The sequence below is a fragment of the Microbacterium sp. UFMG61 genome, assembly GCF_015354505.1.
Classification (GTDB): domain Bacteria; phylum Actinomycetota; class Actinomycetes; order Actinomycetales; family Microbacteriaceae; genus Microbacterium.
Genome location: NZ_JACAFP010000002.1, coordinates 256,503 through 281,518 on the forward strand (window position 1 = coordinate 256,503; position 25,016 = coordinate 281,518).

The window sequence follows — 25,016 nt, forward strand, 5'->3', positions numbered from 1 at the left end:
TCGCCGAGTCGCGTCACGTCGAGTGATCAGTCGACGGGTGTCGTGGTGTCCACGGCCTCGCGGAGGGGGCGACGCATCACGCGCCAGTACCCGGTGGGCCAGAGGCGCACCAGTGCGTCGACGAGGCCGGCCTGGCGCCCGATCATGGTCCGCGCGCGGCGTCGCTCGGTCGCCGCGATGATGAGTGCCGCGGCATCCGACGGTTCCGTGCGGTACATCGCCGCCTGCGCGGCAGCGGCGCGTGCGGCCACCGCGGGGTCGACCGCCGCCGCGTGGCGACCGTGCAGGATGATCCCGGTGCGCACGCCCGCCGGGTACACCGCTCCGACCGTCACCGAGGTGCCTTCGAGCTCGTGGCGCAGCGCCTCGGAGAAGCCGCGCACCGCGAACTTGCTCAGCGAGTAGGGGATGCGACCGGCGGGCGCCGCGAGAGCGTACACGCTCGCGAGATGGGTGATGTGCGCGGCCGGTGCGGTGCGCAACGCGGGGAGCAGCGCTTTGGTGATCGACACCGTGCCCCAGAGGTTCACGTCGGTCAGCCAGCGCATCTCCTCCATCGTCAACTGGTCGAGCGTGCCGAGCATCGAGGACCCGGCGCAGGTGATCAGCGCGTTGATGTGCGGATGGTGCCCGATGATCTCGTCGGCAGTCGTGAACACCGCGGAGTCATCGCGAAGATCGACGACGTGCGTGGTCACGGTGGCCGCACCCAGCTCCGCGGCCAGCGTCGACAGCGCCTCCTGGTCGTGGTCGATCAGCGCGAGATGCACTCCTCGTGCGGCGAGGAGACGAGAGATCTCGGCACCCATCCCGTGGGCCGCACCGGTGATGACGGTCGTGCTGCCGGCCAGGGCGAGTCGCGCCATGCCCCCTCCTCCCTGGATCGATCGGAGCGAGCCGTGTGAAGTCGGGGCGACGCGAGCCGATAGCGAACATTCTGGCCCACAGGAACCGGGAGCGGAACGGGTACGCTCGATGCAAGGAGGTTGCGGTGGGACGAACTGCGGATGCCATCGCGGAAGGCGTCGCGATTGCGACAGCTGCCGCGCGCCTCGCCGTCAAGAATCACATCCTGATCGGCACGATCGCCGAGAACGGGATCTTCGACACGGACAAGTACGTCGCCGACGCCCGCGAGGCGCTTCGCGCGATGGCCGAGGAATCCGAAGAGGTCGAGCGGAACCTCGTCGCCCTGCGCAAGCGGGCGCGCGGTCGTCACTCCGACCCGTCGGGCACCCATGACTACCGCGACCGCGACGTGCGCAACCTGCGACGTCGCGCCAAGCAGTCGCACGGCGTCGCCTCGAAGCTGCGAGAGCTCATGGACGACGAGGCGGCGCTGCGCTCCATCGTCGAGGAGGCCCGCGCGGGTGCCTGGGCCGACGTGCGACACAACCTCGATCGCCGGCTTCGGGTCGAGGGGATGCGCCCCGATCAGGACCCCGACTACGACCGCATGCGCGAGGCGCGGATGCAGGCCCTGCGGCTCGTCGACCTGCAGGCCCTGTCGTCGCAGCAGCGGGCGAAGGCCAAGCGCAACGAGCCGAAGGACCCGGGCCCGGCCGAGTGAGGCGCCGATTCGCATTCGCGCTGAGACTGTTATAGGCTGTTCCACGGCCCGCTGAGCGGTCCAGGAGCGCCCGTAGCTCAATGGATAGAGCATCTGACTACGGATCAGAAGGTTAGGGGTTCGAGTCCCTTCGGGCGCACATCAGCTGAAACCCCCGTCGCGAAAGCGGCGGGGGTTTTGCGTTGTCCTCCGGGCTTGTGCGTCTCGCCGCGGCGAGTTCCGCGCCGCCGCCATCGTCGGGCTCGTGCTCGCCTATCTCGGTCTGGTCCTCGCGGTCGGACTGCTGCTCGTTCGGCTGATGCGTCTGCTCGTCGCAGGCTGAACCGGCTGGCCCAGACGTCCTAGTCGAGCAGGCTGGTGATCGCGGGGTCTCGTCGCGCGTAGTCGGCGGCGGTGGTGAGGATCACATCGCGCATCGCGGCGACGGCGACCGCAGGAGTGACATCCGCGCGATGCGCGAGACTCACGGTGCGCCTCATCATCGGATGCGTGAGTCGCACCGAGCGGAGCGCCGGCTGGTCGAAGAGCACCATCGCCGGGACGACGGCCACGCCCACCCCTCGTTCGACGAAGCGGAGCACGGCATCCATCTCCGCCCCCTCGAGGACGTGATTCGGGGTGATGCCCGCGGAGCGGAAGGCGGCGTCGGTGGTCGCGCGCAGCTCGTAGGTCTCGTCGAGGGCGATCAGCGGAAGCGTGGCGAGATGCTCGAGGCCGATCGCGGGCGTGATCGCGACGGGAGGCTGGGATGCCGCGGAGACCACGACCAGTTCCTCGGTGAGCAGAGGCATGCGCGTGAGACTGAACCCCGACGGGGGCGGGCCCGTCGACTCGGTGATCAGTGCGATGTCGACGGCGCCGACCGCGAGCTGATCGACCAGCAGCCGTGACCCGCTCTCGTCGAGGTGCAGGTCGACACCGGGGTGGGCCGCGTGGAACGCGCTGATCGCCTCGGCGACGAGGCTGATGCAGAGGGTCGGCGGAGCACCGAGCCGCACACGCCCGCGGCGGAGACCCGCGAGCTCGCCCATCTCGTCACGGATGGCCTCTGCTTCGGCGAGCATCCGCTGGGCGCGGGGGAGCAGTGCCTCGCCGGCGGCCGTGAGCGCGATGTGCCCGCGCGCGCGGTGGAACAGTTCCGCGCCGAGTTCGCGTTCGAGTGTCGAGATCTGCCGACTCAGTGATGGCTGCGCGAGGTGCAGCGACTCGGAGGCGCGGGTGAAGTGGCCGAGGCGGGCGACCTCGACGAACCCGCGGAGCTGCTCGAGGTTCATGTCTGCAGTCTATCGATTCCAGTAGAACAATGCATTGGAGTTATTAGGCCGCCCTAACTAGCGTCGAATGCATGAGTACTCGCGAACGTCAGATCTCCACCACGGTCCTCGTGATCGGCACAGGCGGTTCCGGGCTGCGCGCGGCGATCGAGGTCGCCGAACACGGCATCGACGTCCTCGCCGTCGGCAAACGCCCCCGACAGGATGCCCACACCTCCCTCGCCGCCGGCGGCATCAACGCCGCTCTCGGCACCATGGACGAGGGCGACAGCTGGCAGCAGCACGCCGCCGACACCATCAAGGAGAGCTACCTGCTCGCCAACCCCCACACGGTCGAGATCGTGACGCAGGGGGCGGAGCGCGGCATCCGCGACCTCGAGCGCTGGGGGATGGATTTCGCCCGCGAGGACGACGGCCGCATCTCGCAGCGGTTCTTCGGAGCGCACACATTCCGTCGCACGGCGTTCGCCGGTGACTACACCGGCCTCGAGATCCAGCGCACGCTCGTGGCCAAGGCCGAGCAGCTCGAGGTGCCGATCCTCGACCACGTCTACATCACGCGCCTGCTCGTGCGCGACAACGTCGTGTTCGGCGCCTACGGCTTCGACCAGTCAGACGGCACGCGCTACCTGATCCATGCGGATGCCGTGATCCTCGCGGCCGGCGGACACAACCGCATCTGGCGCCGCACCTCGTCTCGCCGCGACGAGAACACCGGCGACTCGTTCCGCCTCGCGGTCGAGGCCGGGGCGCGACTTCGCGACCCCGAGCTCGTGCAGTTCCACCCCTCAGGCATCATCGAGCCCGAGAATGCCGCGGGCACACTCATCTCCGAGGCCGCGCGCGGTGAGGGCGGCATCCTGCGCAACGCGCTCGGCGAGCGGTTCATGTCGAAGTACGACCCCGAGCGCATGGAGCTGTCGACCCGCGACCGCGTCGCGCTCGCCGCGTACACCGAGATCGCCGAGGGGCGAGGCACCGAGAACGGCGGAGTCTGGCTCGACGTCTCGCACCTGCCGCGCGAGACGATCATGACCCGCCTGCCGCGCGTCTACCAGACGATGATGGAGCTGCAGATGCTCGACATCACGACCGAGCCGATCGAGATCGCGCCCACCGCGCACTATTCGATGGGCGGCGTGTGGGTGCGTCCGGAGGACCACCAGACCGATGTCGACGGGCTCTATGCGATCGGCGAGGCATCGAGCGGCCTGCACGGAGCCAACCGCCTCGGCGGCAATTCGCTGATCGAGCTGCTCGTCTACGGGCGCATCGTCGGTCAGGCCGCGATGGCTCACGCGGCGGGTCTCGACGCCCAGCGTCGCTCGGCGGAAGCCGTGGCACAGGCCCGCGCCGAGATCGACGACCTGCTCGCGGCGGACGGCCGCGAGAACGTGAGGGCCCTGCAACGCGCGATCCGCAACACCATGACCCAGCATGCGGGCGTCGTGCGGTCCGAGGAGGGACTGCGGGCGGGTCTCGCCGACCTCGACATGATCGAGGGGCGGATGGAGGACATCGGCATCCACCCCGACATCGCGGGGTTCCAGGATCTCGCGCACGCGTTCGACCTGAAAGCGTCGGTGCTCGCCGCCCGCGCCACGATCGAGGCGGCGCTGGAGCGCCGAGAGACACGCGGATGCCACAACCGCAGCGACTACCCCGACACCGACCCCACGCTGCAGGTCAACCTCGTCTGGTCGCCCAGCACGGGAGTCACGCACGAGCCGATCCCCGAGATCCCCGCGGAGATCGCGGAGCTCATGCGCGAGGTCGACACCGAGGGCAAGCTCGTCGAGTAGCCCCCATCCGAACTCGCTCCCGGCGCAGGGTGCATCGCGACGGGAGCGGCCGGGTGGCTGGGCGGGGTAGGAGTCGCTCAGTCGCCCTCGTCGGTCTCCGGACCGTCGATGACCCCGATCCCGACCGCCTCATGGTCGGGCTCGGGGTCGTTGCGTGTCGGGGCCTTGGGCTCTTCCGCAGGCTCCTTCTCGGTGCTGGGCTCTTCGAGCTCGTCGTCGGCGGGGATCTCCGACGGATCGGCGTCTTCGGGCGACTCGGCCTCTGCAGGTGCGTCCGTGCTCTGCCCCGGGGTCTTGAACTCCCCGGCGTCGCCGGACGACGGGGTCGGTGTCGGCGTCTGCGCCTCGGGATCGAGGTCGGAAGCCGGGTCCTGTGCGGGTGTGCTGTTCGTCATGATCGTCCCTTTCGCATCGAATGCACCCCCAGGATGCGGTGTGCGCTCGCCGGGATGAAGGGGCTTGACGGCGGCAGACGGATCGTCCGCGGCGCGGATCACGACGTACGCTGGAGAGGTGACAGCGTACGTCTCGGCCTTCGATCTCTTCTCCATCGGAGTGGGTCCCTCGAGTTCCCACACGGTCGGGCCGATGCGGGCGGCGCTCGAGTTCGCCCATCGGCTCCGCGCGGCCGGGGTTCTCGACCGCGTCGCACGTGTCGGCTGCACGCTCTACGGCTCGCTCGGTGCCACGGGAATCGGACATGGCACGCCGGATGCCGTCGTCGCGGGACTCCGCGGTCTCGATCCCGAGACATGCGATCCCGCCGAGGTGCGCGCCGCGTGGACCGACCTGCGCGAGGCCGCCACGCTGTCGATCGACGGCGTGCACGAGGTGCCGTTCGTCAAGGGCGACATCGTGTTCGCGCCCCGCACCAGACTTCCCGGACACCCGAACGCCATGACGATCACCGCGTGGGATGCCGAGGCGGGCGTCGTCGCCGAGGAGACCTATTACTCGGTCGGCGGCGGGTTCATCCGCAGAGACGGCGAATCTCCGACGCTCGAGTCCGCGCCGCTGCCGTATTCCTACGCGGATGCCGCGTCGCTGCTCGCGCTCTGCGACGAGCACGGCCTGTCGATCGCCGAGATCGCCCGCCTCAACGAGACGGCCGAACGCAGCGAGGATGACGTGGCCGCCGGGCTCGACGCGATCTGGGACGCCATGGCCGCCTGCGTCGACGCGGGCCTGCACTCCGACGGCGTGCTTCCCGGGATGCTCAAGGTCAAGCGGCGTGCGAACATGATCCGCGCACAGCTCGAAGAGGCCGAGGCCGACGGGCACCGCGAACTCCCGGGCGAGTGGCTGGGTGCCTTCGCGCTCGCCGTCAACGAGGAGAATGCCGCCGGTGGGAGGGTCGTCACGGCTCCGACCAACGGCGCCGCCGGCATCCTTCCCGCCGTCGCGATGTACTGGTGGCGGTTCCTCGCGGATTCCGGTCTCGGCGCCGGCAATGCGGTCACTCCGTACGGCGAGCTCGTCGGCAGCGCGCTGCTCGGCTTCGGCGCGGAGGCGTCGCTCGTCGCGGTCGGAGCGATCGACGACCCCGACGCGGTCGCCGAGGCGAACCGCCGTCGCGGCATCCGCCGCTTCCTGCTCACCGCCACCGCGCTGGGATCGCTGTTCAAGGCGAATGCGTCGATCTCGGGGGCGGAGGGCGGATGCCAGGCTGAGGTCGGCTCGGCCTGCGCGATGGCCGCGGGGGGCCTCACCGCCGTGATGGGCGGAACCAACCGGCAGATCGAGAACGCCGCCGAGATCGCGATGGAGCACCACCTCGGACTCACGTGCGACCCCATCGGCGGCCTCGTGCAGATCCCGTGCATCGAACGCAACGCGATCGCGGCGGCGACGGCAGTCACCGCCGCACGGCTCGCTCTCCGCGGCGACGGCAGCCACTACGTCTCGCTGGATGCCGTCGTCGAGACCATGCGTCAGACCGGCATCGACATGTCGACGAAGTACAAGGAGACCAGCGAGGGCGGCCTCGCGGTCAACGTCATCGAGTGCTGAGCCGACGTCCCCGCGGTCGTGTCGGGGGCTGCGGCTAGCCTTCTGCAGAGGGAGGCGAGCATGGAATCGATCTGGACACCGGGCAGCCGTCGGCGACGAGAGCCGCCGGTCGTGGCGGTGAAGGCGAACGACGATGCGCCCGAACCGGGTCGGCTCTGGCCCACGAGCATCCCGGCCGTCGCTCAGGTGCTGCGCGAGGGGATGGAGCTGTCTCCCGGAGTCACGTTCCTGGTCGGCGAGAACGGCAGCGGCAAGTCGACGATCGTCGAGGGCATCGCGATCGCCTACGGGCTCTCGCCCGAGGGCGGCTCGCGGTTCGCCAGGCACAGCACCCGAGCCACCGAATCCCCGCTGTCCGAATGGCTCCGGCTGCAGCGAGGCGTCGGCGCCGATCGGTGGGGATTCTTCCTGCGGGCCGAGACGATGCACTCGTTCTACACGTATCTCGAAGAGAACCCCTCATCGAGCGGCGACGTGCCTTTCCACGAGATGAGTCACGGCGAATCCTTCCTCGCCCTGCTCGACAGCCGCTTCGATTCACCCGGTTTCTACTGCCTCGACGAGCCCGAGGCGGCGCTGTCGTTCCAGTCGACGCTGACGCTCATCGCGGTGCTGCAGCGCATCGTCGACGACGGAGGACAGGTGCTGTGCGCCACGCACTCGCCCGTGCTCGCCGCTCTTCCGGGCGCGCAGATCCTCGAGGTCGGCGAGTGGGGCATCCGCCCGGCCGAATGGGGAGATCTCGAGATCGTGAACCACTGGCGATCCTTCCTGCAGGACCCGCCGAGGTACCTGCGGCACCTGCTCGACTAGCGCTCAGCGCGCCGCGCGGTTCTTGGTGTGCCTGGTCGGTGTCGCAGCCCACGGGTCCTCCGGCCACGGATGCTTCGGGTAACGCCCGCGCATCTCGGCCCGCACCTGGGCATAGGGGCCCGACCAGAATGACGCGAGATCGTCGGTCACCGCGAGCGGACGTCCGGCGGGGGAGAGCAGGTGGAAGAGCACCGGCACGCGACCGTCGACCAGTCGGGGCGTCTCGGCCCAGCCGAAGCACTCCTGCAGCTTCACGGCGACGACCGGCCGGGAGGTCGGATCGTCGTGTGGCGGGTAGTCGATGCGGATGCGGGATCCTGTGGGTACCTCGAGGCGGTCGGGAACGAGCTCATCGAGCCGCACTGCGTCGGGCCACGGCAGCAGGCGACGGATCGCCGAGGTCAGATCGACCCGACCCACCGGGGTGCCACCGGCCAGTGCATCGAGCTCCGGCGCGAGCCACGCGTCGAGTGCCGCGAGCAGTCCGGCATCCGACACATCGGGCCAGGGATCGCCGAGCTCGTGCCGCAGCAGAGCAAGGCGACGGCGCAGAGCATCGGCGGTGTCCGCCCACGTGAACATGCTGAGCCCCTCGCGTCGGAGCGCCCGGCGCACGGCGTCTCGACCCTCCGCGACCGATGCCCGTACCGGCGCGGACGAGCGCAGGATCGCGCCGACGCGTCGTTCGCGACGTGCCTGCACGCGCCCTCCGATGAACTCGGCCTCGACGCGGTCGGTGATGAGGTGACTCGCGGCCTTCTCGATCTGGGCCTCGGTGAGCGCGGACGCGGCGCGGATGATCGCCCCGGAACCGGCAGCAGCACGTCCGGAGGCGCGTGCGACATCGGCCACCGCGAGCCACTCGACCGCCCCGAGGGGGCCGCGCACCGCGGCGCGGGTTCCCGAGGCGAGCAGGAACGTGGCCCCCTCGGCCGTGCGATCGACGCGGTGGGCGATGCGCTCGGGAAAAGCCAGCGCGATGACGAGGCCGACGCCGTCGAGGTCCGACCGGATGCCTGGCGTCGCGGCGATCATGCGCTCCAGCCGATCCGCGTCGCTGCGCCACCGGCGGGCATCCGGTGTGCGGCCGCCGCGAAGGGCGATGAGGGCCTGTGCGGCGTCGGCCTCGGCGATGCGCAGGTCTCCGCCGAGCAGCGCGACGACTTCGGCGGCGAGCCGAGCGCCGACCGATCGGGCACCGTCGCGCAGGGCGCGGGCGAGCCGCGGATCGGCGGGGATGCGAGCCAGGGTGCGACCCTCGGCCGTGACGCGGCCCTCGTCGTCGATCGCTCCGAGACCGTGCAGCACCGCGGTGGCATCCGCCAGGTTCTCTGCCGCTAGCGGGTCGATCATGCGCAGACCCTCCCCGCCCGGGGCACCCCAGCAGGCGAGCAGCAGCGCGGCATCGGCGAGATCGGTCACCGCGATCTCGGGAACCGGGCGGGCGGGGGCCGCGGCGTAGGTGCCCTCGTCGACGCAGCGGATGACGGCCCCGGGACCCTGGCGGGTGGCGCGCCCCGCACGTTGCACGCTGGACGACCGCGAGGCGGCGGTGGTCACGAGGCCTGTCATTCCCCGGGCGACATCCCGCTGCGGATGCCGCGAGAGGCAGCTGTCCACGACCAGCCGCACTCCGGGCACCGTCAGCGAGGACTCAGCGAGCGACGTCGTCACGATGATGCGAGGAGGGTCCTGCGGTCGACGTCCGCGGATCACGGCATCCTGCTCGGCCGCGGGGATCTGGCCGTGTAGTTCTCGCACGTCGAATGCGGTGTTCGAGCCGCGGATGCGGCGGGCGATCTCCGACACCTCGCGAGCGCCCGGGGCGAACACCAGCACATCGGCCGCGGGGTCGTTGCGGCCGAGGTCGAGAGCGGCGGCCGTCGTGGTGCGTGCCACATGATCGAGGAAACCCCGGGTGACACCGCGCTCGTCGAGCCGCGGCACCGGGCTCGGAGCCCAGCTCTCGATGAGGGGGAACGCCGGGACGTCATGGTGCACGACCGGGGCGGGGCCGCCGTCCGTCCCGATGACGGTGGCGATACGCGTGGCGTCGAGGGTGGCGGACATGGCGATGAGTGTCAGGTCGTCACGCAGCTCGCGCACCTCCGAGAGCAGCCCGATCAGCAGGTCCGTCTCGATCGCGCGTTCGTGCACCTCGTCGATGATCACGGCATCCACACCGTCGAGTCCCGGATCATCGAGCATCCGGCGCAGCAGCACTCCTGCCGTGACGAACTCGATCCGCGTCTCAGGCCCCGCCGAGCGCTCGCCGCGAACCGTGAAGCCGACTCGGGTGCCGAGCGGTGAGCCGTCGAGGTGCGCGAGGCGCCGTGCCGCCGCGCGGGCGGCCACGCGGCGGGGCTGGGTGACGATCACGCGGCCCGAGCTCCGCGATGCGAGCAGCGGTGGAACGAGCGTGGTCTTGCCCGTGCCGGGCGGTGCGCTCACGACCACCGACCCGCTCGCGTCGAGCCCGGCCAAGAGATCGTCGAGGGCGGTCGCGAACGAGAGTCCCGCGCCCATGGCGGCGAGGTCGAAGGCAACGGATGGCATTGCTCCAGTCTGCCGGGTCGGCGGTGCGGCGTTCACAACTCAGCAGGAGTGGGGTCGACGTGCCCGGAGAAACGGTCCTGCGCCACGGACGCGGCGATCCATGCTGAGTTGTGAACAGTGCTGCACCGGGATGAAACAACGGATGCCGCGACCGATCGGTCGCGGCATCCGCTGTGGGGTGTGCTGTTTACTCCCCTTCGGGAGCGGGCGGTGCCGCCGCGGGCGGCGGGGGAGTCGTCGGGTTCGGCTGGCGGGTGGGCGCCGGCGCGGATGCCGACGCAACACCCTCTCCGATGCCGCGACCGACGGCCTGGCCCTGGATGATCGACGCGAGGTCGAGTCCGGTCGCCGAGCTGACGCTGTCGAACACCGACTTCAGCGCCTTGGCGCTGTCGGCACCGACGACGTTCGATGCACCGTCCTCGCTCGAGCCGCCGATGATCGACACGTTGCCGATCGCGGCGTAGCCCTTCGAGAACTCCGCCATGATCGACGGCAGCACATCGAGCACGCGCTGCGACAGGAAGGCGTCCTGGTTCGAGGCAATGGCCTTCGCCTCGGCCTCGACGGCTGCGGCTCGCGCCTCACCCTCGGCGCGGATCGCGTCGGCCTCGGCGTTGGCGCGCAGACGGCGGGCCTCGGCCTCGGCCTCGGCCTGGGCGCGAAGTGCGTCGGCCTCACCGGTCGCACGGGCGATCGCGGCCGCGGCCTCACCGTCGGCCTTGGCCTTGTCGGCCTGGGCCTGCTGCTCGGCGATGCGGGTGCGGGCCTCTGCCTGCTTGACCTGCTCGATCGCGCCGGCCTCTGCCGCACGCTCACGCGTGTAGAGCTCGGCCTGCGCGCGGGTCTCGGCCTCGTACCGCTGGGCGTCGGCGACGCGCTTGACGTCGGCGTCGAGCTGAGCCTGACGGTTCTCGGCCTGCTGCTGCAGAACGGCCTGCTGCGCCTGCTCGCGGGCGAGGTTCTCGGCCTGCTCGGCCTCGGCGCGCGCACGGCCGATACCGGCGTTGGCGTTCGCGGTGTTGGTGTCGAGAGCGGTCTGCTCGACCAGGTTGGCTTCCTGGTTGGCGATGTTCTTCTGGTTGATCGCGCGGTCGGCGTTGGTCTGCGAGATCTCGGCAGACTGACGCTTCGCCTGGATCTCGGGGGCGCCCAGCGACTGGATGTAGCCGACCTTGTCGGTGATGCCCTTGATCTGGAACGAGTCGAGGATCAGACCCTGCTCGGCGAGCTCCTGCGAGACGTCGGCGGCGATCTGGTCGGAGAACTTCTTGCGCTCGCGCATGAGCTCGACGACCGAGAGGGTCGCCACGATTCCACGGAGCGCACCTTCGAGCTGCTCCGTGGTGAACTGCTCGATCGCCTTGTCCTGCGAGGCGAATCGCTCGGCAGCGCGGCGCACGAGGATGGGGTCCGAGCCGATCTTCACGATCGCGACGCCGTCGACGTTCAGTGTGACGCTGTCGAGCGACTGGGCCTCGGCGTTGAGCGAGACCTGACGCGAGCGCAGCGAGATGATCTCGTGGCGCTGCGTGATGGGGTTCACCAGCGACTTGCCGTTCACGATGACCGTGACGGGCGATTCCGACATCTCGTCTCTGGTCGAGCCGTCCGCGCCGATGACAGCGCGTGCCACCTTCTGCTTGCGTCCCGAGATGACGAGCGCCTCGTCGGCGCGCGCGACCTTGATCCAGCTGCGTGCGAACAGCAGCAGGATGAGAAGGACGACGACGGCGGCGACGACCGCTATCCCGACGATGACGAGGATGCCGACGATTCCGGCGATCTCCATGAATGACCTCCCTGGTTCCCCCCGAGGGGGTGGTCTGATGTCGCGGCGCGAAAGATGCCGCAACTCCGCTCCACCCTGCCAGAAAACGGCAGGGGGCGTCGGGATGGGTCAGCGGCCGCGGAGCTTCTCTGCCAGGTCGCGCAGCGTCTTGAGCTCGGAATCCTCGAGCACCGACATCCGCTCGGCGATCGATCGGCCGTGCACGGTCGCGAGGCTGCGGAACTCGCGGGCGCCGGCGTCGGTCGCGGTGATCAAGGCGCCGCGGCCGTCTTCGGGGTCGGGTGCCTTCTCGACGAGGCCCCGTGACACCATGCGGTCGACGAGTCGCGAGACGCTCGGCTGGCTGATGAGCATGTTCGCGGTGACGTCGCGCAACCGGGCGGTCATGTCGGGCGACCGTGTGACGGTGAGCAGCACGTCGTACTCGGCCTGAGCGAGATCGCTGCCTTCGAAGTCCGTGTTCATCTCGGTGAACAGCTCGTGCTGCGCGCGGAACAGGCTCTCCCAGGCCTCGAGGGCGAGCTTGCGATCGGTCATGTGAACAGCGTACTGGCAACAGTAAAGGGCCGGTCGGAGAGGCTCCCGACCGGCCCTTGTCCCTTGCACCAAGAGTGTCCTGCAATCACATGCGGTGTATGCCACAGCAAACATTCACCGTGCGATCACTCTATAACGGCGAGATAACGAATGCAACGGTTTGGTCACGGAAATCTTCAGAGCGTCAGCCGTCGACGCAGTCGCGGACGTCGTTCCACGCGGATGTCACGCACTCCTCGAACAGGAGGTCGTCCGGCCCTGCAAGCCACCGCTCCATCGCCAGGTCGAAGCACGTCACAGCCACAGCTGCCAGCGTGTGCGATTGCCAAGCATCGATGCCGCGCTGAATCAGCGATTCCTCGATCGCGCGGGCCAGATGATGGCGCTGGAGAAGCTCGCGTTCGTGCAGCGCAGGCTCGCCGTGAACGATGGCGCGCCGACGCGCGATCGGTTCCCGCCAGTTCTGGATACCACGGGCCGCCGCGCTGAGGCCGGCTCGCACCGTGGCCTTTGCTGAAGTCTCGGGAAGGGCCGACGCCATGAAGTCGCTGACCGCGTGAGGAAACTCGCGATCACGAAGAAAGAGGACATCGCGCTTGTCCGCGTAGTGCCGGAAGAACGTCCGAGTCGTCAGGCCCGCCGCTTCGGCGATCTGCGGAACCGTGGTCGATGCGAATCCCTGCTGTTCGAAGAGGGGTATCGCCGCAGCTTCGAGTCGCAGTGCAGCATCCGGTGACCATCGGGGCATGGTGCCATGATGTCACGTCATGTCGTCACGTGTACAGTGATGACACGAGATGTCATCGAGGGTGAGGGTAGGCGGAAATGAGCGGAAATATGGCGGCGTGGATCGATACTCCCTACGCCGACCTGGTGATCCGGGACGCACCGATGCCCGAGCCCGGACCCGGACAACTGCTCATCGAGGTCAGGGCGGTCGCGGTGAACCCTCTCGACGCGATCATCCAATCCAACGGCGCCGTCATGTACGGGTGGCTGCACTACCCGGTGATCCTCGGGGAGGATGTCGCCGGGGTCGTCGTCGGGGTCGGCGCCGAAGTGACGAACTTCTCCGTCGGCGATCGCATCGTCGCGTACGCGATCGGCTTGGAGAAGGGTCGGGACGCGATCTCCGAGAGCGGGTTCCAGGCCTACGTCGCCGTCGATGCGGCCCTCGCCGCTGCTCTGCCGGACACCATGCCCTTCGAGGAGGGTGCCGTGTTGCCCCTGGCCGTCTCCACAGCGGCTGCCGGCCTCTTCGAGAGCGAGCAGCTCGGTCTGGGCTACTCCGGCCTCGCGAACCCCGAGCCACGCGACGAGATCGTCGTGGTGTGGGGCGGTGCGACCGCTGTCGGCGGCAACGCGATCCAATTGGCGCGAGCGGCCGGCTACCGCGTCATCGCGACGGCATCCGCCAGCAATCATGACCGGATGAGCCAGCTCGGCGCAGAGGCCGCATTTGATTACCGCGACCCGGAGGTGGTCGCTCGCATCGTCGAGGCGGCGAACGGATCCGTCGTCGCGGGCATCCTCGCCGTCGCAGTCGGGTCGGCAGAACCCTGTCTGCGTATCGCGCGCGCGACCGGCGCCACGCGGATCGCGATGGCGAGCCCTCCGGTGTCCTTCTACGAACAACCCCGTCGACCCGGCCTCTCCCTGACCCGGATGCGCCTGTTCCTGCGCCTGGGAACGCGAACGGCGATGCTGCAACTGCGCAGCCGAGCCCGAGGTATCCGAGCCTCGTTCATCTGGGGGAGTGCCGTCGCGACCTCTCCCGTCGGCTCCGCCGTCTGGGGAAGCTACCTTGGCACAGCTCTCGCCTCGGGTCGCCATCGTGCGTATCCGCCGGCCCGCATCGTGGGGGAGGGGCTTCATGCTGTTCAGGGAGCGATCGACACGCTCCGCGTCGGTGTGTCCGCCCAGAAACTCGTCGTGACCCTCGAGCCCGCACCGACGAACGCCTGACCCGCTGACGGACGAACTGGCTGTTCGCGATCCCTGTACGATCGGCGCGGTGCTCTCTCACCGATCACGCCGACGCCGGAAGCAGTGAATGAAGTTCGTCGAAGTCCCCATGCTCCCGATCGTGATCCCATTCGGAGTCGTGATCTTCCTCGTGTTGATCTGGGTCCTCCGCTCTCTCGGGGCCGTCACCCTACCCCGGGCGAGCGTGGCGGCGATCCTCGCGGTCTATGCCGGTGGGGTGCTCGCGAACACGGTCTTCCCGATCTTCCTCCGCATCGGGACGGGGTTCTCCGACGGTCCGCGCCCGTGGCCGCTCTACCTGGTGCCGTTCGTCGACTACGGGCTCGAGGACGCGCTCATCAACGTCGCGGTGTTCGTCCCGCTCGGCGTGCTCGTCCCGCTGCTCACCGCGAGGCCGAGCTGGTGGAAGGTGGTCGTGATCGTCGCCGGGGCGAGCCTCGCCATCGAGCTGACGCAGATGGCCACTGCGCGGCTCGCCCTCGGCGGACACATCGCTGACATCAATGACTGGTTGACGAACATCCTGGGCGGGATCATCGGGTACGGCTTGTTCGTCCTCATGATGCGCTCGAGGACGATCGCTGGCTTCGTCCGACGGTTTCGATGGCCGGCGCCTGGGCGTGCGAGCAGCCGGCCGGCCTGATACCGGCCGGCGCTCACGGTCGTGGGAGCCGCCGCGTTCCTGACGCCGATCGCGACGCCGGTGAATCTGATGGTCATGCAGCCGGCCGGCTACCGGTTCGGCGATTACTGGCGTCTCGGTCTTCCGCTCGTTCTGGTGTACGTCGCCGTCGCGGTGCTATACGTTCCTGCTGTCTGGCCGTTCTGATCGGCGTCGGTTCTGCCTCTCGTCCCGCGGGGCCGGCTCGATGAGCCTGAACAGCCCGGTCATGTCGCCGGAGCCGAAACCGCGAGAGGCATAGAGGTCAGTGCCCGCCGCGGTCGAGAACAATCCCACGAACGCCGTGGTCGGGGCGGTCGCAGCGATTCGATCGGTGAGCCGGTCCAGCAGCCGCGCCCCCAGGCCGGTCCCCTGGAACGCCGGGATGACAGCGAGATCCTGTATGTAGAAGTACTTCACGCCGTCGCCGACGACGCGCCCCATTCCCACAGCCTCGCTCCCGACATGAGCGACCACGCCGAACGTCGAACCGGCCAGGGAATCGGCGATCGTCGTCCAGTCGAAGGCGTCGTGCCAGCCTACGGATTCTGCAATCGATCGATGCTCTGCAGCGGTCGCCACACGGTCGAGCATCGTCGTCGCATCAGTCATCTCGTTCCGTTCCGGTGTCTAGGACGTGACGATGTCGAAACTCGCCTCGCGGTGATCGAGCACTGCCGAGCATTCTGCCACGGCGGCGGAATCCCTGGATGGACTTCGAGTTCCCCTTGGTCACCGGTGCGCTCGCCATCATTCCCTCGGTGCACTCACCGACACGCGCGAAGGCTTACTTAGGATTACCTACCCTAACTAGGTTCTTGCTACGGTCGAAGGGATCCCCTCCGCCGACAGATTGGTCCTCACTGTGCTCCGCCGTGCCTCCCTCGTCGCCTTCGTGGCCGCGTCCGCTCTGCTGCTCGCCTCCTGCGCGTCATCCGAAGGAAACGCTGACGCAAGCACCGACGGCGATGCCGGCGTCACGCTCACCCATCCGTCGCTCGAGGGCGTCGAGATCGACTTCGACGCCCAGCCGCAGGACATCGTCATGGACTGCTACGCCTACAGCTCGCTCCACGAGTACGGCGTCGAGCCGGTCGCGCTCTTCGGGTACGAGTGCGACAACCCGTTCGTGATGGGGGATGCCGACATCTCCGACATCCCGGTCGTCGGCAAGGACGGCGAGATCGACGTCGAGAAGCTCGCCGAGCTGCGCCCCGACGCGATCATCGGCCAGGGCACCGCCGACGGATGGTCGTGGTTCGACGAAGACGTGAACGCGCAGATCACCCGCGTCGCGCCCTTCGTGCCGCTCCCGAGCAGCGAGACGATCGACGGTCGCATCGCCGACACCCGCGGGATCGCGGCGTTCTTCGGGGCGGATGTCAGCTCCGACGCCATCGAGCAGTCCGATGCCGACCTCACTGCGGCGAAGGAGGCCTTCGGGACAGCCATCGCGGACAGCGACCTCGACATCATGCTGACCAGCCCGACGAAGGAGATGCTCTACACGGGCGTCGGATTCGCCCAGGCGACGATGCTCGAGGAGCTCGGTGCGACCATCGTCGGCGCCGACGCTCCCGCGACCGGCAACCCGTGGGGACAGGTCGCCTGGGAGGACGCCTCGACCTTCGGAGCCGACATCCTCCTCGTCGAGGGCTACAACGAGGACTTCTCGTTCAGCGCCGACCTGTGGAACGCCCTGCCGCCTGTTCAGGCCGAGCAGCTGGGTGCCTGGAGCTCGAAGGGTGCGATGACCGCATCCACCTACGCGGCCTGGCTGAACGACCTGACCGCTCTCGTCTCCTCGTCGACCAAGGTCGCCTGACACCCCGATGCACGCGCAGAACGCGGCAGTCGTGTCCGCCCCGAACGCACCCGCGTCCGGGGCGGACCCGCGAACTCCGGCGACCCGACCGCATCATCGGCGCCGGTGGCTCGGTCTCCTCGTGCTCGCCGCGCTCTGCGCACTGGCGCTCGCCGCGAGCATGCTCGTCGGCTCGCGCTTCGTGGCCCCCGCTGACGTGCTGCACTTCCTTCTGCATCCCGACCCTGACGATGCGGGCTCGCAGACGATCTGGTTCTCGCGAGTGCCGCGCACCGTTCTCGTGCTCGTCGCCGGGGCGGCGCTGGGAGTCGCCGGTGCCCTGATGCAGGCGGTCACGCGGAACCCGATGACCGATCCCGGCATCCTGGGGGTGAATGCCGGGGCATCGCTGGCGGTCGTCGTGGGACTCGCGTTCTTCGGGGTGACCGACATCTCGCAGTACATGTGGTGGTCGTTCGCGGGCGCGATGATCACCTCGGTGCTCGTGTTCGTGATCGGCAACACGGGCTCGGCGCGCGGCAATCCGGTGCGGATGACGCTCTCGGGCGTCGCACTCGGCGCGGTGCTCTCGGGTTTCACGTCGGCGGTGCTGCTGTCGAACTCCGAGATGCTGCAGCGTCTGCGCGGCTGGTCGGCGGGCACGACCGCTTCTCAGCCCCTCGACGCCACTCTCGCCATCGTGCCCATCATCGCGGCGGGCCTCGTCATCGCGCTCCTCAGCTCCCGATCGCTCGACGTGCTCTCGCTCGGCGAGGCGTCGGCCGTCGCGATGGGGGCGCATCCCCAGCGCATCCGACTCGTCGCCCTCGTGGCGATCGCGCTGCTCGCGGGCGGTGCGACGGCCGCGGCCGGGCCGATCGGATTCCTGGGTCTGCTCGCCCCGCACCTCGCGCGCATGATCGTCGGCCCGCATCAGGGATGGATCATGGCGTACTCGGTGCTGATCGCTCCCGTGGTCATGGGCTTCGCTGACGTGCTGGGTCGCATCATCACCGCCGGAGAGGTGCCCGTCGGCATCGTCACCGCGTTCATCGGTGCACCCGTGTTGATCTACATGGTCCGTCGCTACCGGGTCTCGGAGGTGTGAGGCGGTGACCGACATCGACTTCGGCCGACGCATCCTGCGGGTCGGACGCCCCTCGCGGCCCCTGCTTCTCGTGGACGCTCGCTCGCTGGTGATCTGTCTGTCGATCTGGGCCGCGATCGTCGTGCTCGCCGTCTACGCGCTGTGCACCGGATCCGCGCAGATCACCCCGTGGGAGGCCCTCGTGACTCTCGCGGGAGGCGGAGACGACTACACGACCATGGTCGTGCTCGAGTGGCGCGCTCCCCGCATCCTGATGGCGGTGCTGTTGGGTACCTGCCTCGCGCTGAGCGGTGCGATCTTCCAGAACCTCACCGGCAATCCGCTCGGGTCGCCGGATGTCATCGGATTCCAGACCGGGTCGTACACCGGCGCTCTCGTCGTGATGCTGCTCCTCGGCGGGGGATCGGCCGCGACGATGGTCGGGGCGCTCACCGGCGGTGTGGCGACCGCCTTCCTCGTGTTCTTCCTGTCGTCGAAGCGCGGCGCGGTGCGTGGCGTCCGTCTGATCATCGTCGGCATCGCGGTGAGCGCGATGCTCGCCTCGGTGAACGTCTGGATCCTGCTCACAGCGACCGTCGAAGACGCGATCATGGCGGGGCTGTGGGGTGCCGGCAACCTGTCGGGCGTCTCGTGGGCGACCTTCGCGACCGCGCTCATCGGGTCTGCGCTCTTCGTCGTCGCTGCGGCGGCGCTCGGTCGTCCGATGCGCATCATGCAGATCGGGATGCCGTTCGCGACCGCCCTCGGGCAGAACGTGCGACTGGTGCAGGTGTCGGCGATCGTGATCGGGGTCGGGCTCACGGCGCTCGCCACGGCGACGGTCGGCCCCATCTCCTTCATCGCGCTCGCCGCGCCCCAGATCGCCCGGCGGATCGTCCGGTCCGACGGACTCGCACTGGGGCCGACGGCCGCCGTCGGGTCGATGCTCCTGCTGCTCGCCGACGTCGTGGCGCAGCGGATCCACCCCGACTCGCCCCTGCCCGTCGGCATCGTCACGGTGTCGATCGGCGGACTCTATTTCCTCTGGCTGCTCCTCCGAGAAGGAAAGAAATGATGACTCGATTGACAGTCGACGGCGCGGCACTCGGCTACGCCGACACACTCGTCTGCGAAGACGTGTCCGTGGAGATCCCCGACGGTGCGTTCACCGTGATCGTCGGTCCGAACGCGTGCGGCAAGTCGACCCTGCTGAAGAGCCTGACCCGGTTGCTGCCGCCCACCCGCGGACGCGTGCTGCTCGACGGACGCAGTCTGCACGAGCTGCCGACCAAGCAGCTCGCGCGCGAGGTCGGGCTGCTCCCCCAGGGGCCGGTCGCGCCAGACGGGATCCGTGTGGTCGATCTCGTGACCCGGGGCCGCTACCCGCATCAGAAGCTGTTCGCGCCCTGGTCGCCCGACGACGAGGCGGCCGTGGGAGAGGCGATGGACGCCACCGGCATCCGCCACCTCTCGGGTCGTCTCGTGGACGAGCTCTCCGGTGGCCAGCGACAGCGGGTGTGGATGGCGGTCGCGCTCGCGCAGCAGACCCCGATCCTGCTGCTCGACGAGCCGACGACCTATCTCGACGTCAGCCACCAGATCGAGCTGCTCGAGCTCTGCCGCTCGCTCAACCGGCGACAGGGCAACACGCTCGTCGCCGTGCTGCACGACCTCAACCAGGCCGCTCGCTACGCCGATCACATCATCGCGATGAAAGACGGCGAGGTCGTCGCGACGGGTGCGCCGGATGCCGTGATCACCGAGGAACTGGTCTCGAGCGTCTTCGGTGTGGACGCGCGCGTGATTCCCGACCCCGAGTCGGGCAGTCCGCTCGTGGTGCCGCGCTGGCCCCACGCAGCCTGAGGCCGCTGGCGGGGCGCAGGCCATCCGATCGTCAGCCGAGGCCGTCGCCGAGAGCCGGGCCATCTTCCACCTCGTCGATGAGGCAGATGCCACCCGACGAACTGGCGTTCGTCATCAGCTCCTGGATCCATCTCGCATTGAGCTGGGGCGTCTCGGTCTCATCGAATACGAAGCGCAGGGGAATGGACGGATGCAGCCAGATGGTCGATCGCCCGCGAGGGTCACCCTCCGGGTGCCGCCAGGACAGTGTGAAGCTCTCCTGCCTGCGCAGCTTCGTGGCGATGGCCACCTTGAGATGAGCGAGGGCGCGGTCCTCGATACGGATCGGATCCTCGGTGGCGCCGTAGAACAGCATTCCCATATATCGAGCGTAGCGATCACCGACAGGACACGGGGCGCACTGTTCCTGCGCTTAACGGACAGCGCCTTCGCCCGGACAGCACTTGCACATTGCGGACGTGGCATTCTGGAGACATCACCACGTGGCGATTCCCCCGGATCGCCCCTCGGGCACGGGTTCTGTGGAGATGAGAAGCAGAGGAGTCCCTGATGGGCCGATTCATCTACGAAGGCGGTCAGAAGGTCGAGATCGAGGACCGCGCTCTCACGCACCTGCAGCTCGTGATCACGGCCAAGCTGCGACGCGGCGAGCCGTTCTCGTTCTCGTGGAAAGAGGATTCGAGCGTGGGCGGCGGTCGCACGACCGTCTGGATCCACTCGGGCAGCGCCCTCGTCTTCAAGTACTTCGGCAGCCGCCAGCCGGCCATCAACCGCGCCTGGGTCGACGCGCTCGCCTTCACCGCGAACGCGCCCTCCGGCCTCTACATCACGCCGGAACCTGCCGAAGGTGGCGCTGTGGAACGCAAACCCGAGGTGGCGAACGCCTGACCTCGTAGGCTGGGGCAATGCTCATCGCACTCATCCGTCCCGTCGAGAGCAGCACCGTCGACGTCATCGGCACGACCCTCGGGGACGTGCACGACCAGCTCATCGCTCAGCAGCAGCCCGGCTTCGTGCTCGCATCGGCCCCGGTGCGCATGCTCAAGGGCGAGGCGAAGATGGAGTCCACCGGCACGTTCTGGCGTGTCGACGGCGTGCAGGAGATCGAGGCCGACGACATGGCCGCACTCGAGGCCAAGGTGCCGGAGGGCTGGAGGATGCTCTCGGTGCGCAGCACCGACTGATCCCCCCGAACATCACGACGTGGCGAGCGACCTCGAGTCTTCGCCGACCGACGCGTCCTCGCTGACGGATGTGCCTTCGCCGACCGCCCAGACGAACTCGGGCGTACGTCCGTTCACGGCGTGGTCGCCGAGCTGACGCGCCTTGAAGATCCACGGATTGTGCGACGACACCGTGCGGGCGTTGCGCCAGTGCCTGTCGAGTGCGGTGCCCGACCTCACAGCCGAGGCGCCCAGTGTGTCGAAGAGCCGCGAGGCGGCCCGCGGCACCAGGTCGGTGAGGACGATCTGCGCCTGCGACGACCGCAGCTCGGCGGTGACCACGGCGTCCTCTGTCTCGGGGGTGCCCAGCACATCCGCCGCATGCTGCACGGCACGGGCGACGTCGAGCACCAGGGCCCGTGCCGTCGCACTCGTCGCGGTCAGCTCGCCGACGATCTGCAGGACCTGCGGATCGTCGGCCACCCGGCCGGCGCTTCCGTGGCTGTACACGCGGGTCCGCGCCCGCACCTGGTCGACGGTGTCGTGCTCGATCGCGGCGGCGATGCCGGCGAGTACCGACAGCAGGGTGAGCTGGTAGACCGCGGTCTGGAACGGGAAGCGAGACGCGAACGGTTCGACGTCGTCGTCATCGACCGAGGCATCCGCGAACACCGCGGTGCCGGTGCCGGTCAGCGGCTGCCCGAAGCCGTCCCAGTCGTTCGAGACGGACACACCGTCCTGGTGGCGCCGGATGATCGCCGTGGCGGGTGCGCCGTCGAGGTCGACCGTCGCATCGATCCACTCGGCGAAGATGCTGCCCGTCGTGTAGAACTTGCGCCCGTCGACCCGCCAGGTGCCGTCGGCTCGCCGGGTCACGCGCGTCTCGCTCGTGCCGACAGCCGCCGCGCCCGTCTCCGACCAGGCGTTGCCGATCAGCTCACCGTCGGCGATGCGCCGCAGCCACCGCGAGCGGCGCGCGCTCGGGGCGGCGGCCAGCACGTGCTCGACGTAGGCGATGTGCCCGCGGAAGATCTGCGGCAGGTTCGAGTCGGCCGCAGCGAGCTCGATGAGCAGGTCGGCGAACGACGGCCAGTCCAGGCCGAACCCACCGTCGTCGATCGACAATCGCACCCTGCCGAATCCGGCGTCGCGCAGCGCGTCCACCTCGGCATGCGGCAGCTCGTGGTTCTGCTCACGGGTGATCGTCCCCGTCGCGATCTCGTCGAAGATCGGGCGGAATCTCGCTCGGGCGGCCTCGAGCCGCTGCGTCTGCTCGCTCATCGGGTGCACGGCCCTCAGGTGTACAGCGAGATCGGCTGGAGCTCGCCGTTCAGCGTCCACGCGCCGACCTCGAGCTTCTTGTAGTCGATCGGGTCGTGCAGCGAGTGGGTGCGGATGTTCCGCCAGAACAGATCCAGCCCCACGTCGGCGCGGGCGGAACTGGAACCGGTGATCTCGAAGATGCGATCCGCGACCTCGAGGCCGACCTCGGTTGAGACGACCTTGACCTTCGCGATCTCGATCGCGAGTTCGCCTCGGCGCTCGGCCGTGACCCGGTCGCCTTCGTCGACGACCTCGTCGAACAGGCGCCCGGCGCGGTCCGCCAGGGCTTCGACGGCGGCGATGCGCGCGGCGAACTCGCCGACCACGCGCTGCACGAACGGATCGTCGCGGTAGGTGTCGGCCTGGCTGAGGAACCAGGCGCGCGGACGGGAGCGCACGATGTCGAGTCCGCGCGCGAGGGCACCCTCGGCGACGCCGAGGTAGAGGTTGCCGAAGGCGAGCTGGATGCCGGGGGTGATGAGCGTCGAGAACGGCTCGTCACCCAGTTCGCCGAGCACGTCGGCGGGGGAGACCCGCACGTTCTCGAAGTTGACCGATCCGCTCGCCGACAGACGCTGTCCGAGAGCATCCCAGTCGCCGAGGTAGCGGATGCCGTCGCGATCGTGATCGAGCACCACGAGCTGCACCGTGCCGTCGAGGTCGCCTCCGCGCACGGCGGCGGCGGCGAGCACCACGTCGCCGGCGGAGGCGCCGGTCGAGAAGCGCTTCAGTCCGTTGAGACGGTACTCCTCGCCATCGGCGGTCAGCTCGAGGTCGGGGTCGGTGGGGTTCACCGAATCCCCCCACACCCAGCGACCCTCGACGGTCTTGCGGTGCCACTCGTCCTGCGCCGCGGGATCGGCGGCGAAGCCGATGTTGCCCGAGTTGATGTAGTGGTAGGCGAGCACCTGCGCCACCGAGGCGTCGGCGCGCGACAGGATGCGGATGACCAGGAACGCCGTCTCCCAGTGCGCACCGCCCCCGCCGAACTCCGCCGGCTGCAGCAGCGTCACGAGCCCCGCATCGCGAAGCAGGTCGAGCTCGACGGTCGGGTCCTCGTTCGCGCGATCGCGCTGCAGGGCGTCGCTCGCGAGCTCGGCGGCGACCCGCTCGGCCACACCGCGCCAGTGGGCGCGCTCGGCGGCATCCGCCGTGCCGGTCCAGCGGCTGCGGTTCGTGGTCTCGGTGATGACGCTCATCGGGCGCCCTCCTTCTCGGTGAGTGCGGTCAGGTCGTCGGTGCGGGTATCGGCCGATGCATCCGCGGCATCCACGAGGGGCCCGCCGATGGTGCCGTCGAGCGCAGACGCGCCGCCGACGTAGGCGCCGCGATACGCGTGTGCCGGGTGCCACTCCGGAACGACGGGGGAGCCGTCGCCGCTGAGGCGCCCGCGCAGGGTGCCCTCGGGGTAGTCGTCCCAGGTGCGGCCCCGGCGGCGCAGCTCCGGCACGAGGTGCTCGACGATGTCCTCGAACGAGCCGGGCGTCACGACGTAGGCGAGGTTGAAGCCGTCGACACCGCCGACCTCCACCCAGCGCTCCAGTTCGTCGGCGACCGTCTGCGGCCCGCCCACGATGACGGGTCCGATCCCGCCGATGCCGACGTAGTGCGCGATGTCGCGGGGCGTCCATTTGCGCTCGGGGTCGGCCTTGGTGAACACCGACAGGGCGGATCGCCCCGCATCCGTGTCGACGTACTCCAGTGGCACGTCCGGGTCGTACTGCGACAGATCGAGTCCCGTCCACCCGGCGTAGAGCGCGAGCGCGCCCTCGACCGAGACGTAGCGGCGGTAATCGGCGAGCTGGGCCTGAGCCTCCTCATCGGTGGCCGCGACGACCACGGTGACGAGGGTGAGGATCTTGACCGAGTCGCGCGGGCGCCCGAGCGCCTCGGCGCGGTCGCGGATGTCATCCGTGACCGGACGTGTCGCCTCGGGCCGCAGCCCGTTGATGAAGATCGCCTCGCCGTGTGTCGCGGCGAACTGCCTGCCACGAGGCGACGCGCCCGCCTGGAACATCACGGGGGTGCGCTGCGGGCTGGGCTCGGCGAGGTGGATGCCGGGGACCCGGTAGTGCCGGCCGTCGTGGCCGATCGGATGCACGCGCGCGGCATCCGCGAACACCCCGGACTCCCGATCGCGCAGCACCGCGTCGTCCTCCCAGGAGCCTTCCCACAGCTTGTACGTGACGTCGAGGAACTCCTCGGCGATCTCGTACCGGTCGTCGTGAGCGATGAGGGTGTCGAGCCCGAGGTTGCGGGCGGCGGAGTCGAGGTAGCTCGTGACGACGTTCCACCCCACGCGTCCGCGGGTGAAGTGATCGAGGGTCGAGAAGCGCCGGGCGAGTGCGTACGGCTGCTCGTAGGTGGTGGCGACCGTGACCCCGAATCCGAGGTGCTCGGTCGCGTGCGCCATCGCGGAGATCTGCACGACCGGGTCGCCCAGCGGAACCTGCGTCGCGTCGCCCAGCGCCGTGGCCGCCGAGTCGCGGTAGACGTCGTAGGTGCCCAGCACGTCGGCGATGAAGATCGCGTCGAACTTCCCCCGCTCGAGGGTCTTCGCCAGATCGACCCAGTAGTCGAGATCGTGGTAGCGATCGGCCTGGTTGTCGGGGTGCCGCCAGAGCCCCGGAGCCTGGTGGGTCACGCACGTCATGTCGAAGGCGTTCAGGATGATGCGACGTGACACGGTGCTCCTCAGAAGGTCGGGGACGACGCGACCATAGTCCGGTCTTCTCGGCCGCCGCTGAGCGCGGCGACACATTCGGTCACGGTGCG

At 69.2% G+C, this 25,016-nt stretch carries 25 protein-coding genes and 1 tRNA gene; 14 read left to right on the forward strand and 12 right to left on the reverse strand.

Going from position 1 to position 25,016, the window contains the following annotated elements; genetic code table 11:
- Window positions 1-26 precede the first annotated feature (26 nt).
- Window positions 27-866, reverse strand: a complete 840-nt coding sequence (locus IXW21_RS03100; protein ID WP_194762794.1) for an SDR family NAD(P)-dependent oxidoreductase — start codon at window positions 864-866, stop codon at window positions 27-29.
- Between the two features lie 125 nt (window positions 867-991).
- Between IXW21_RS03100 and IXW21_RS03105 the strand changes: the two genes are divergently transcribed.
- Window positions 992-1,570 (forward strand): asparagine synthase, encoded by a 579-nt coding sequence (locus tag IXW21_RS03105; RefSeq protein WP_194762795.1) that lies wholly within the window; start codon window positions 992-994, stop codon window positions 1,568-1,570.
- Window positions 1,571-1,636: 66 nt separating this feature from the next.
- Window positions 1,637-1,709 (forward strand) — tRNA-Arg (locus IXW21_RS03110).
- Window positions 1,710-1,911: 202 nt separating this feature from the next.
- Here the strand turns inward: IXW21_RS03110 and IXW21_RS03115 are convergent.
- Complete coding sequence (locus tag IXW21_RS03115; protein ID WP_194762796.1) at window positions 1,912-2,844, reverse strand: LysR family transcriptional regulator; 933 nt, start codon at window positions 2,842-2,844, stop codon at window positions 1,912-1,914.
- 71 nt (window positions 2,845-2,915) lie between these two features.
- Between IXW21_RS03115 and IXW21_RS03120 the strand changes: the two genes are divergently transcribed.
- Window positions 2,916-4,646 (forward strand): L-aspartate oxidase, encoded by a 1,731-nt coding sequence (locus IXW21_RS03120; protein WP_194762797.1) that lies wholly within the window; start codon window positions 2,916-2,918, stop codon window positions 4,644-4,646.
- 77 nt (window positions 4,647-4,723) lie between these two features.
- Here IXW21_RS03120 and IXW21_RS03125 read toward each other — a convergent pair whose 3' ends face one another.
- Entirely contained in the window at window positions 4,724-5,041 is a 318-nt protein-coding gene (locus IXW21_RS03125; protein WP_194762798.1) for a hypothetical protein, read from the reverse strand.
- A 118-nt stretch (window positions 5,042-5,159) separates the two neighbouring features.
- On the opposite strand from IXW21_RS03125, the gene IXW21_RS03130 reads away from it, so the two are divergent.
- Window positions 5,160-6,656, forward strand: a complete 1,497-nt coding sequence (locus IXW21_RS03130) for an L-serine ammonia-lyase, iron-sulfur-dependent, subunit alpha (protein WP_194762799.1) — start codon at window positions 5,160-5,162, stop codon at window positions 6,654-6,656.
- Between the two features lie 60 nt (window positions 6,657-6,716).
- Complete coding sequence (locus IXW21_RS03135) at window positions 6,717-7,469, forward strand: AAA family ATPase (RefSeq protein ID WP_194762800.1); 753 nt, start codon at window positions 6,717-6,719, stop codon at window positions 7,467-7,469.
- 3 nt (window positions 7,470-7,472) lie between these two features.
- On the opposite strand, the gene hrpB is transcribed toward IXW21_RS03135, so the two are convergent.
- The 4 genes from hrpB to IXW21_RS03155 all read right to left on the reverse strand — a co-directional run bounded on the left by hrpB (window position 7,473) and on the right by IXW21_RS03155 (window position 13,102).
- Complete coding sequence (hrpB, locus tag IXW21_RS03140; RefSeq protein ID WP_194762801.1) at window positions 7,473-10,025, reverse strand: ATP-dependent helicase HrpB; 2,553 nt, start codon at window positions 10,023-10,025, stop codon at window positions 7,473-7,475.
- A gap of 187 nt (window positions 10,026-10,212) precedes the next feature.
- Complete coding sequence (locus tag IXW21_RS03145) at window positions 10,213-11,817, reverse strand: SPFH domain-containing protein (protein ID WP_194762802.1); 1,605 nt, start codon at window positions 11,815-11,817, stop codon at window positions 10,213-10,215.
- Window positions 11,818-11,925: 108 nt separating this feature from the next.
- On the reverse strand, window positions 11,926-12,354 hold the full coding sequence (locus IXW21_RS03150) for a MarR family winged helix-turn-helix transcriptional regulator (RefSeq protein ID WP_194762803.1): 429 nt from the start codon (window positions 12,352-12,354) through the stop codon (window positions 11,926-11,928).
- A 184-nt stretch (window positions 12,355-12,538) separates the two neighbouring features.
- Window positions 12,539-13,102: a TetR/AcrR family transcriptional regulator gene (locus IXW21_RS03155; RefSeq protein ID WP_194762804.1), complete on the reverse strand. Its 564-nt coding sequence runs from the start codon at window positions 13,100-13,102 to the stop codon at window positions 12,539-12,541.
- Window positions 13,103-13,179: 77 nt separating this feature from the next.
- Here IXW21_RS03155 and IXW21_RS03160 point away from each other — a divergent pair, with 77 nt between their 5' ends.
- The 3 genes from IXW21_RS03160 (at window position 13,180) to IXW21_RS03170 (ending at window position 15,169) form a co-directional block, all read left to right on the forward strand.
- Window positions 13,180-14,319: a zinc-binding alcohol dehydrogenase family protein gene (locus IXW21_RS03160; RefSeq protein ID WP_194762805.1), complete on the forward strand. Its 1,140-nt coding sequence runs from the start codon at window positions 13,180-13,182 to the stop codon at window positions 14,317-14,319.
- A gap of 121 nt (window positions 14,320-14,440) precedes the next feature.
- Window positions 14,441-14,983 (forward strand): VanZ family protein, encoded by a 543-nt coding sequence (locus IXW21_RS03165; RefSeq protein WP_323742149.1) that lies wholly within the window; start codon window positions 14,441-14,443, stop codon window positions 14,981-14,983.
- Between the two features lie 21 nt (window positions 14,984-15,004).
- Complete coding sequence (locus IXW21_RS03170; protein ID WP_228528106.1) at window positions 15,005-15,169, forward strand: anion permease; 165 nt, start codon at window positions 15,005-15,007, stop codon at window positions 15,167-15,169.
- On the opposite strand, the gene IXW21_RS03175 is transcribed toward IXW21_RS03170, so the two are convergent.
- Window positions 15,140-15,613, reverse strand: a complete 474-nt coding sequence (locus IXW21_RS03175) for a GNAT family N-acetyltransferase (protein WP_194762807.1) — start codon at window positions 15,611-15,613, stop codon at window positions 15,140-15,142. The two genes, IXW21_RS03170 and IXW21_RS03175, sit on opposite strands and share 30 nt — an antisense overlap.
- 253 nt (window positions 15,614-15,866) lie before the next feature.
- Between IXW21_RS03175 and IXW21_RS03180 the strand changes: the two genes are divergently transcribed.
- The 4 genes from IXW21_RS03180 to IXW21_RS03195 are packed head-to-tail and all read left to right on the forward strand — an operon-like array spanning window position 15,867 to window position 19,755.
- Window positions 15,867-16,826 (forward strand): ABC transporter substrate-binding protein, encoded by a 960-nt coding sequence (locus tag IXW21_RS03180; protein WP_194762808.1) that lies wholly within the window; start codon window positions 15,867-15,869, stop codon window positions 16,824-16,826.
- A gap of 31 nt (window positions 16,827-16,857) precedes the next feature.
- Complete coding sequence (locus IXW21_RS03185; RefSeq protein ID WP_323742150.1) at window positions 16,858-17,913, forward strand: FecCD family ABC transporter permease; 1,056 nt, start codon at window positions 16,858-16,860, stop codon at window positions 17,911-17,913.
- A 4-nt stretch (window positions 17,914-17,917) separates the two neighbouring features.
- Window positions 17,918-18,967, forward strand: a complete 1,050-nt coding sequence (locus IXW21_RS03190) for a FecCD family ABC transporter permease (RefSeq protein ID WP_194762810.1) — start codon at window positions 17,918-17,920, stop codon at window positions 18,965-18,967.
- The gene (locus IXW21_RS03195; RefSeq protein ID WP_194762811.1) at window positions 18,967-19,755 is read left to right on the forward strand and encodes an ABC transporter ATP-binding protein; all 789 of its coding nucleotides are present in this window, start codon (window positions 18,967-18,969) and stop codon (window positions 19,753-19,755) included. The genes IXW21_RS03190 and IXW21_RS03195 overlap by 1 nt, the downstream gene beginning before the upstream one ends.
- 31 nt (window positions 19,756-19,786) lie before the next feature.
- Here the strand turns inward: IXW21_RS03195 and IXW21_RS03200 are convergent, their stop codons facing one another.
- On the reverse strand, window positions 19,787-20,116 hold the full coding sequence (locus tag IXW21_RS03200) for a hypothetical protein (protein WP_194762812.1): 330 nt from the start codon (window positions 20,114-20,116) through the stop codon (window positions 19,787-19,789).
- A gap of 188 nt (window positions 20,117-20,304) precedes the next feature.
- On the opposite strand from IXW21_RS03200, the gene IXW21_RS03205 reads away from it, so the two are divergent.
- A complete protein-coding gene (locus IXW21_RS03205; RefSeq protein ID WP_194762813.1) occupies window positions 20,305-20,643 on the forward strand; it encodes an ATP-dependent DNA ligase in 339 nt (112 codons plus the stop codon).
- A 17-nt stretch (window positions 20,644-20,660) separates the two neighbouring features.
- Entirely contained in the window at window positions 20,661-20,939 is a 279-nt protein-coding gene (locus tag IXW21_RS03210; RefSeq protein WP_194762814.1) for a hypothetical protein, read from the forward strand.
- Window positions 20,940-20,951: 12 nt separating this feature from the next.
- Here IXW21_RS03210 and IXW21_RS03215 read toward each other — a convergent pair whose 3' ends face one another.
- Genes IXW21_RS03215 through IXW21_RS03225 form a run of 3 tightly spaced genes read right to left on the reverse strand, consistent with a single transcriptional unit; the run spans window position 20,952 to window position 24,927 of the window.
- Window positions 20,952-22,199: an acyl-CoA dehydrogenase family protein gene (locus IXW21_RS03215; RefSeq protein ID WP_194762815.1), complete on the reverse strand. Its 1,248-nt coding sequence runs from the start codon at window positions 22,197-22,199 to the stop codon at window positions 20,952-20,954.
- 14 nt (window positions 22,200-22,213) lie between these two features.
- The gene (locus IXW21_RS03220; protein ID WP_194762816.1) at window positions 22,214-23,440 is read right to left on the reverse strand and encodes an acyl-CoA dehydrogenase family protein; all 1,227 of its coding nucleotides are present in this window, start codon (window positions 23,438-23,440) and stop codon (window positions 22,214-22,216) included.
- Window positions 23,437-24,927, reverse strand: coding sequence for an LLM class flavin-dependent oxidoreductase (locus IXW21_RS03225; protein WP_194762817.1), 1,491 nt, complete (start codon window positions 24,925-24,927; stop codon window positions 23,437-23,439). Before IXW21_RS03225 ends, IXW21_RS03220 begins: the two co-directional genes overlap by 4 nt.
- Window positions 24,928-25,016: the final 89 nt, after the last annotated feature.

Coding starts and splice junctions, on each gene's coding strand:
- IXW21_RS03215 (WP_194762815.1), bottom strand. CDS start 22,199: ATGAGCGAGCAGACGCAGCGGCTCGAGGCCGCCCGAGCGAGATTCCGC.
- IXW21_RS03150 (WP_194762803.1), bottom strand. CDS start 12,354: ATGACCGATCGCAAGCTCGCCCTCGAGGCCTGGGAGAGCCTGTTCCGC.
- IXW21_RS03220 (WP_194762816.1), bottom strand. CDS start 23,440: ATGAGCGTCATCACCGAGACCACGAACCGCAGCCGCTGGACCGGCACG.
- IXW21_RS03125 (WP_194762798.1), bottom strand. CDS start 5,041: ATGACGAACAGCACACCCGCACAGGACCCGGCTTCCGACCTCGATCCC.
- IXW21_RS03115 (WP_194762796.1), bottom strand. CDS start 2,844: ATGAACCTCGAGCAGCTCCGCGGGTTCGTCGAGGTCGCCCGCCTCGGC.
- IXW21_RS03200 (WP_194762812.1), bottom strand. CDS start 20,116: ATGGGAATGCTGTTCTACGGCGCCACCGAGGATCCGATCCGTATCGAG.
- IXW21_RS03205 (WP_194762813.1), top strand. CDS start 20,305: ATGGGCCGATTCATCTACGAAGGCGGTCAGAAGGTCGAGATCGAGGAC.
- IXW21_RS03155 (WP_194762804.1), bottom strand. CDS start 13,102: ATGCCCCGATGGTCACCGGATGCTGCACTGCGACTCGAAGCTGCGGCG.
- IXW21_RS03175 (WP_194762807.1), bottom strand. CDS start 15,613: ATGACTGATGCGACGACGATGCTCGACCGTGTGGCGACCGCTGCAGAG.
- IXW21_RS03120 (WP_194762797.1), top strand. CDS start 2,916: ATGAGTACTCGCGAACGTCAGATCTCCACCACGGTCCTCGTGATCGGC.
- IXW21_RS03210 (WP_194762814.1), top strand. CDS start 20,661: ATGCTCATCGCACTCATCCGTCCCGTCGAGAGCAGCACCGTCGACGTC.
- IXW21_RS03195 (WP_194762811.1), top strand. CDS start 18,967: ATGACTCGATTGACAGTCGACGGCGCGGCACTCGGCTACGCCGACACA.
- hrpB (WP_194762801.1), bottom strand. CDS start 10,025: ATGCCATCCGTTGCCTTCGACCTCGCCGCCATGGGCGCGGGACTCTCG.
- IXW21_RS03160 (WP_194762805.1), top strand. CDS start 13,180: ATGAGCGGAAATATGGCGGCGTGGATCGATACTCCCTACGCCGACCTG.
- IXW21_RS03145 (WP_194762802.1), bottom strand. CDS start 11,817: ATGGAGATCGCCGGAATCGTCGGCATCCTCGTCATCGTCGGGATAGCG.
- IXW21_RS03100 (WP_194762794.1), bottom strand. CDS start 866: ATGGCGCGACTCGCCCTGGCCGGCAGCACGACCGTCATCACCGGTGCG.
- IXW21_RS03135 (WP_194762800.1), top strand. CDS start 6,717: ATGGAATCGATCTGGACACCGGGCAGCCGTCGGCGACGAGAGCCGCCG.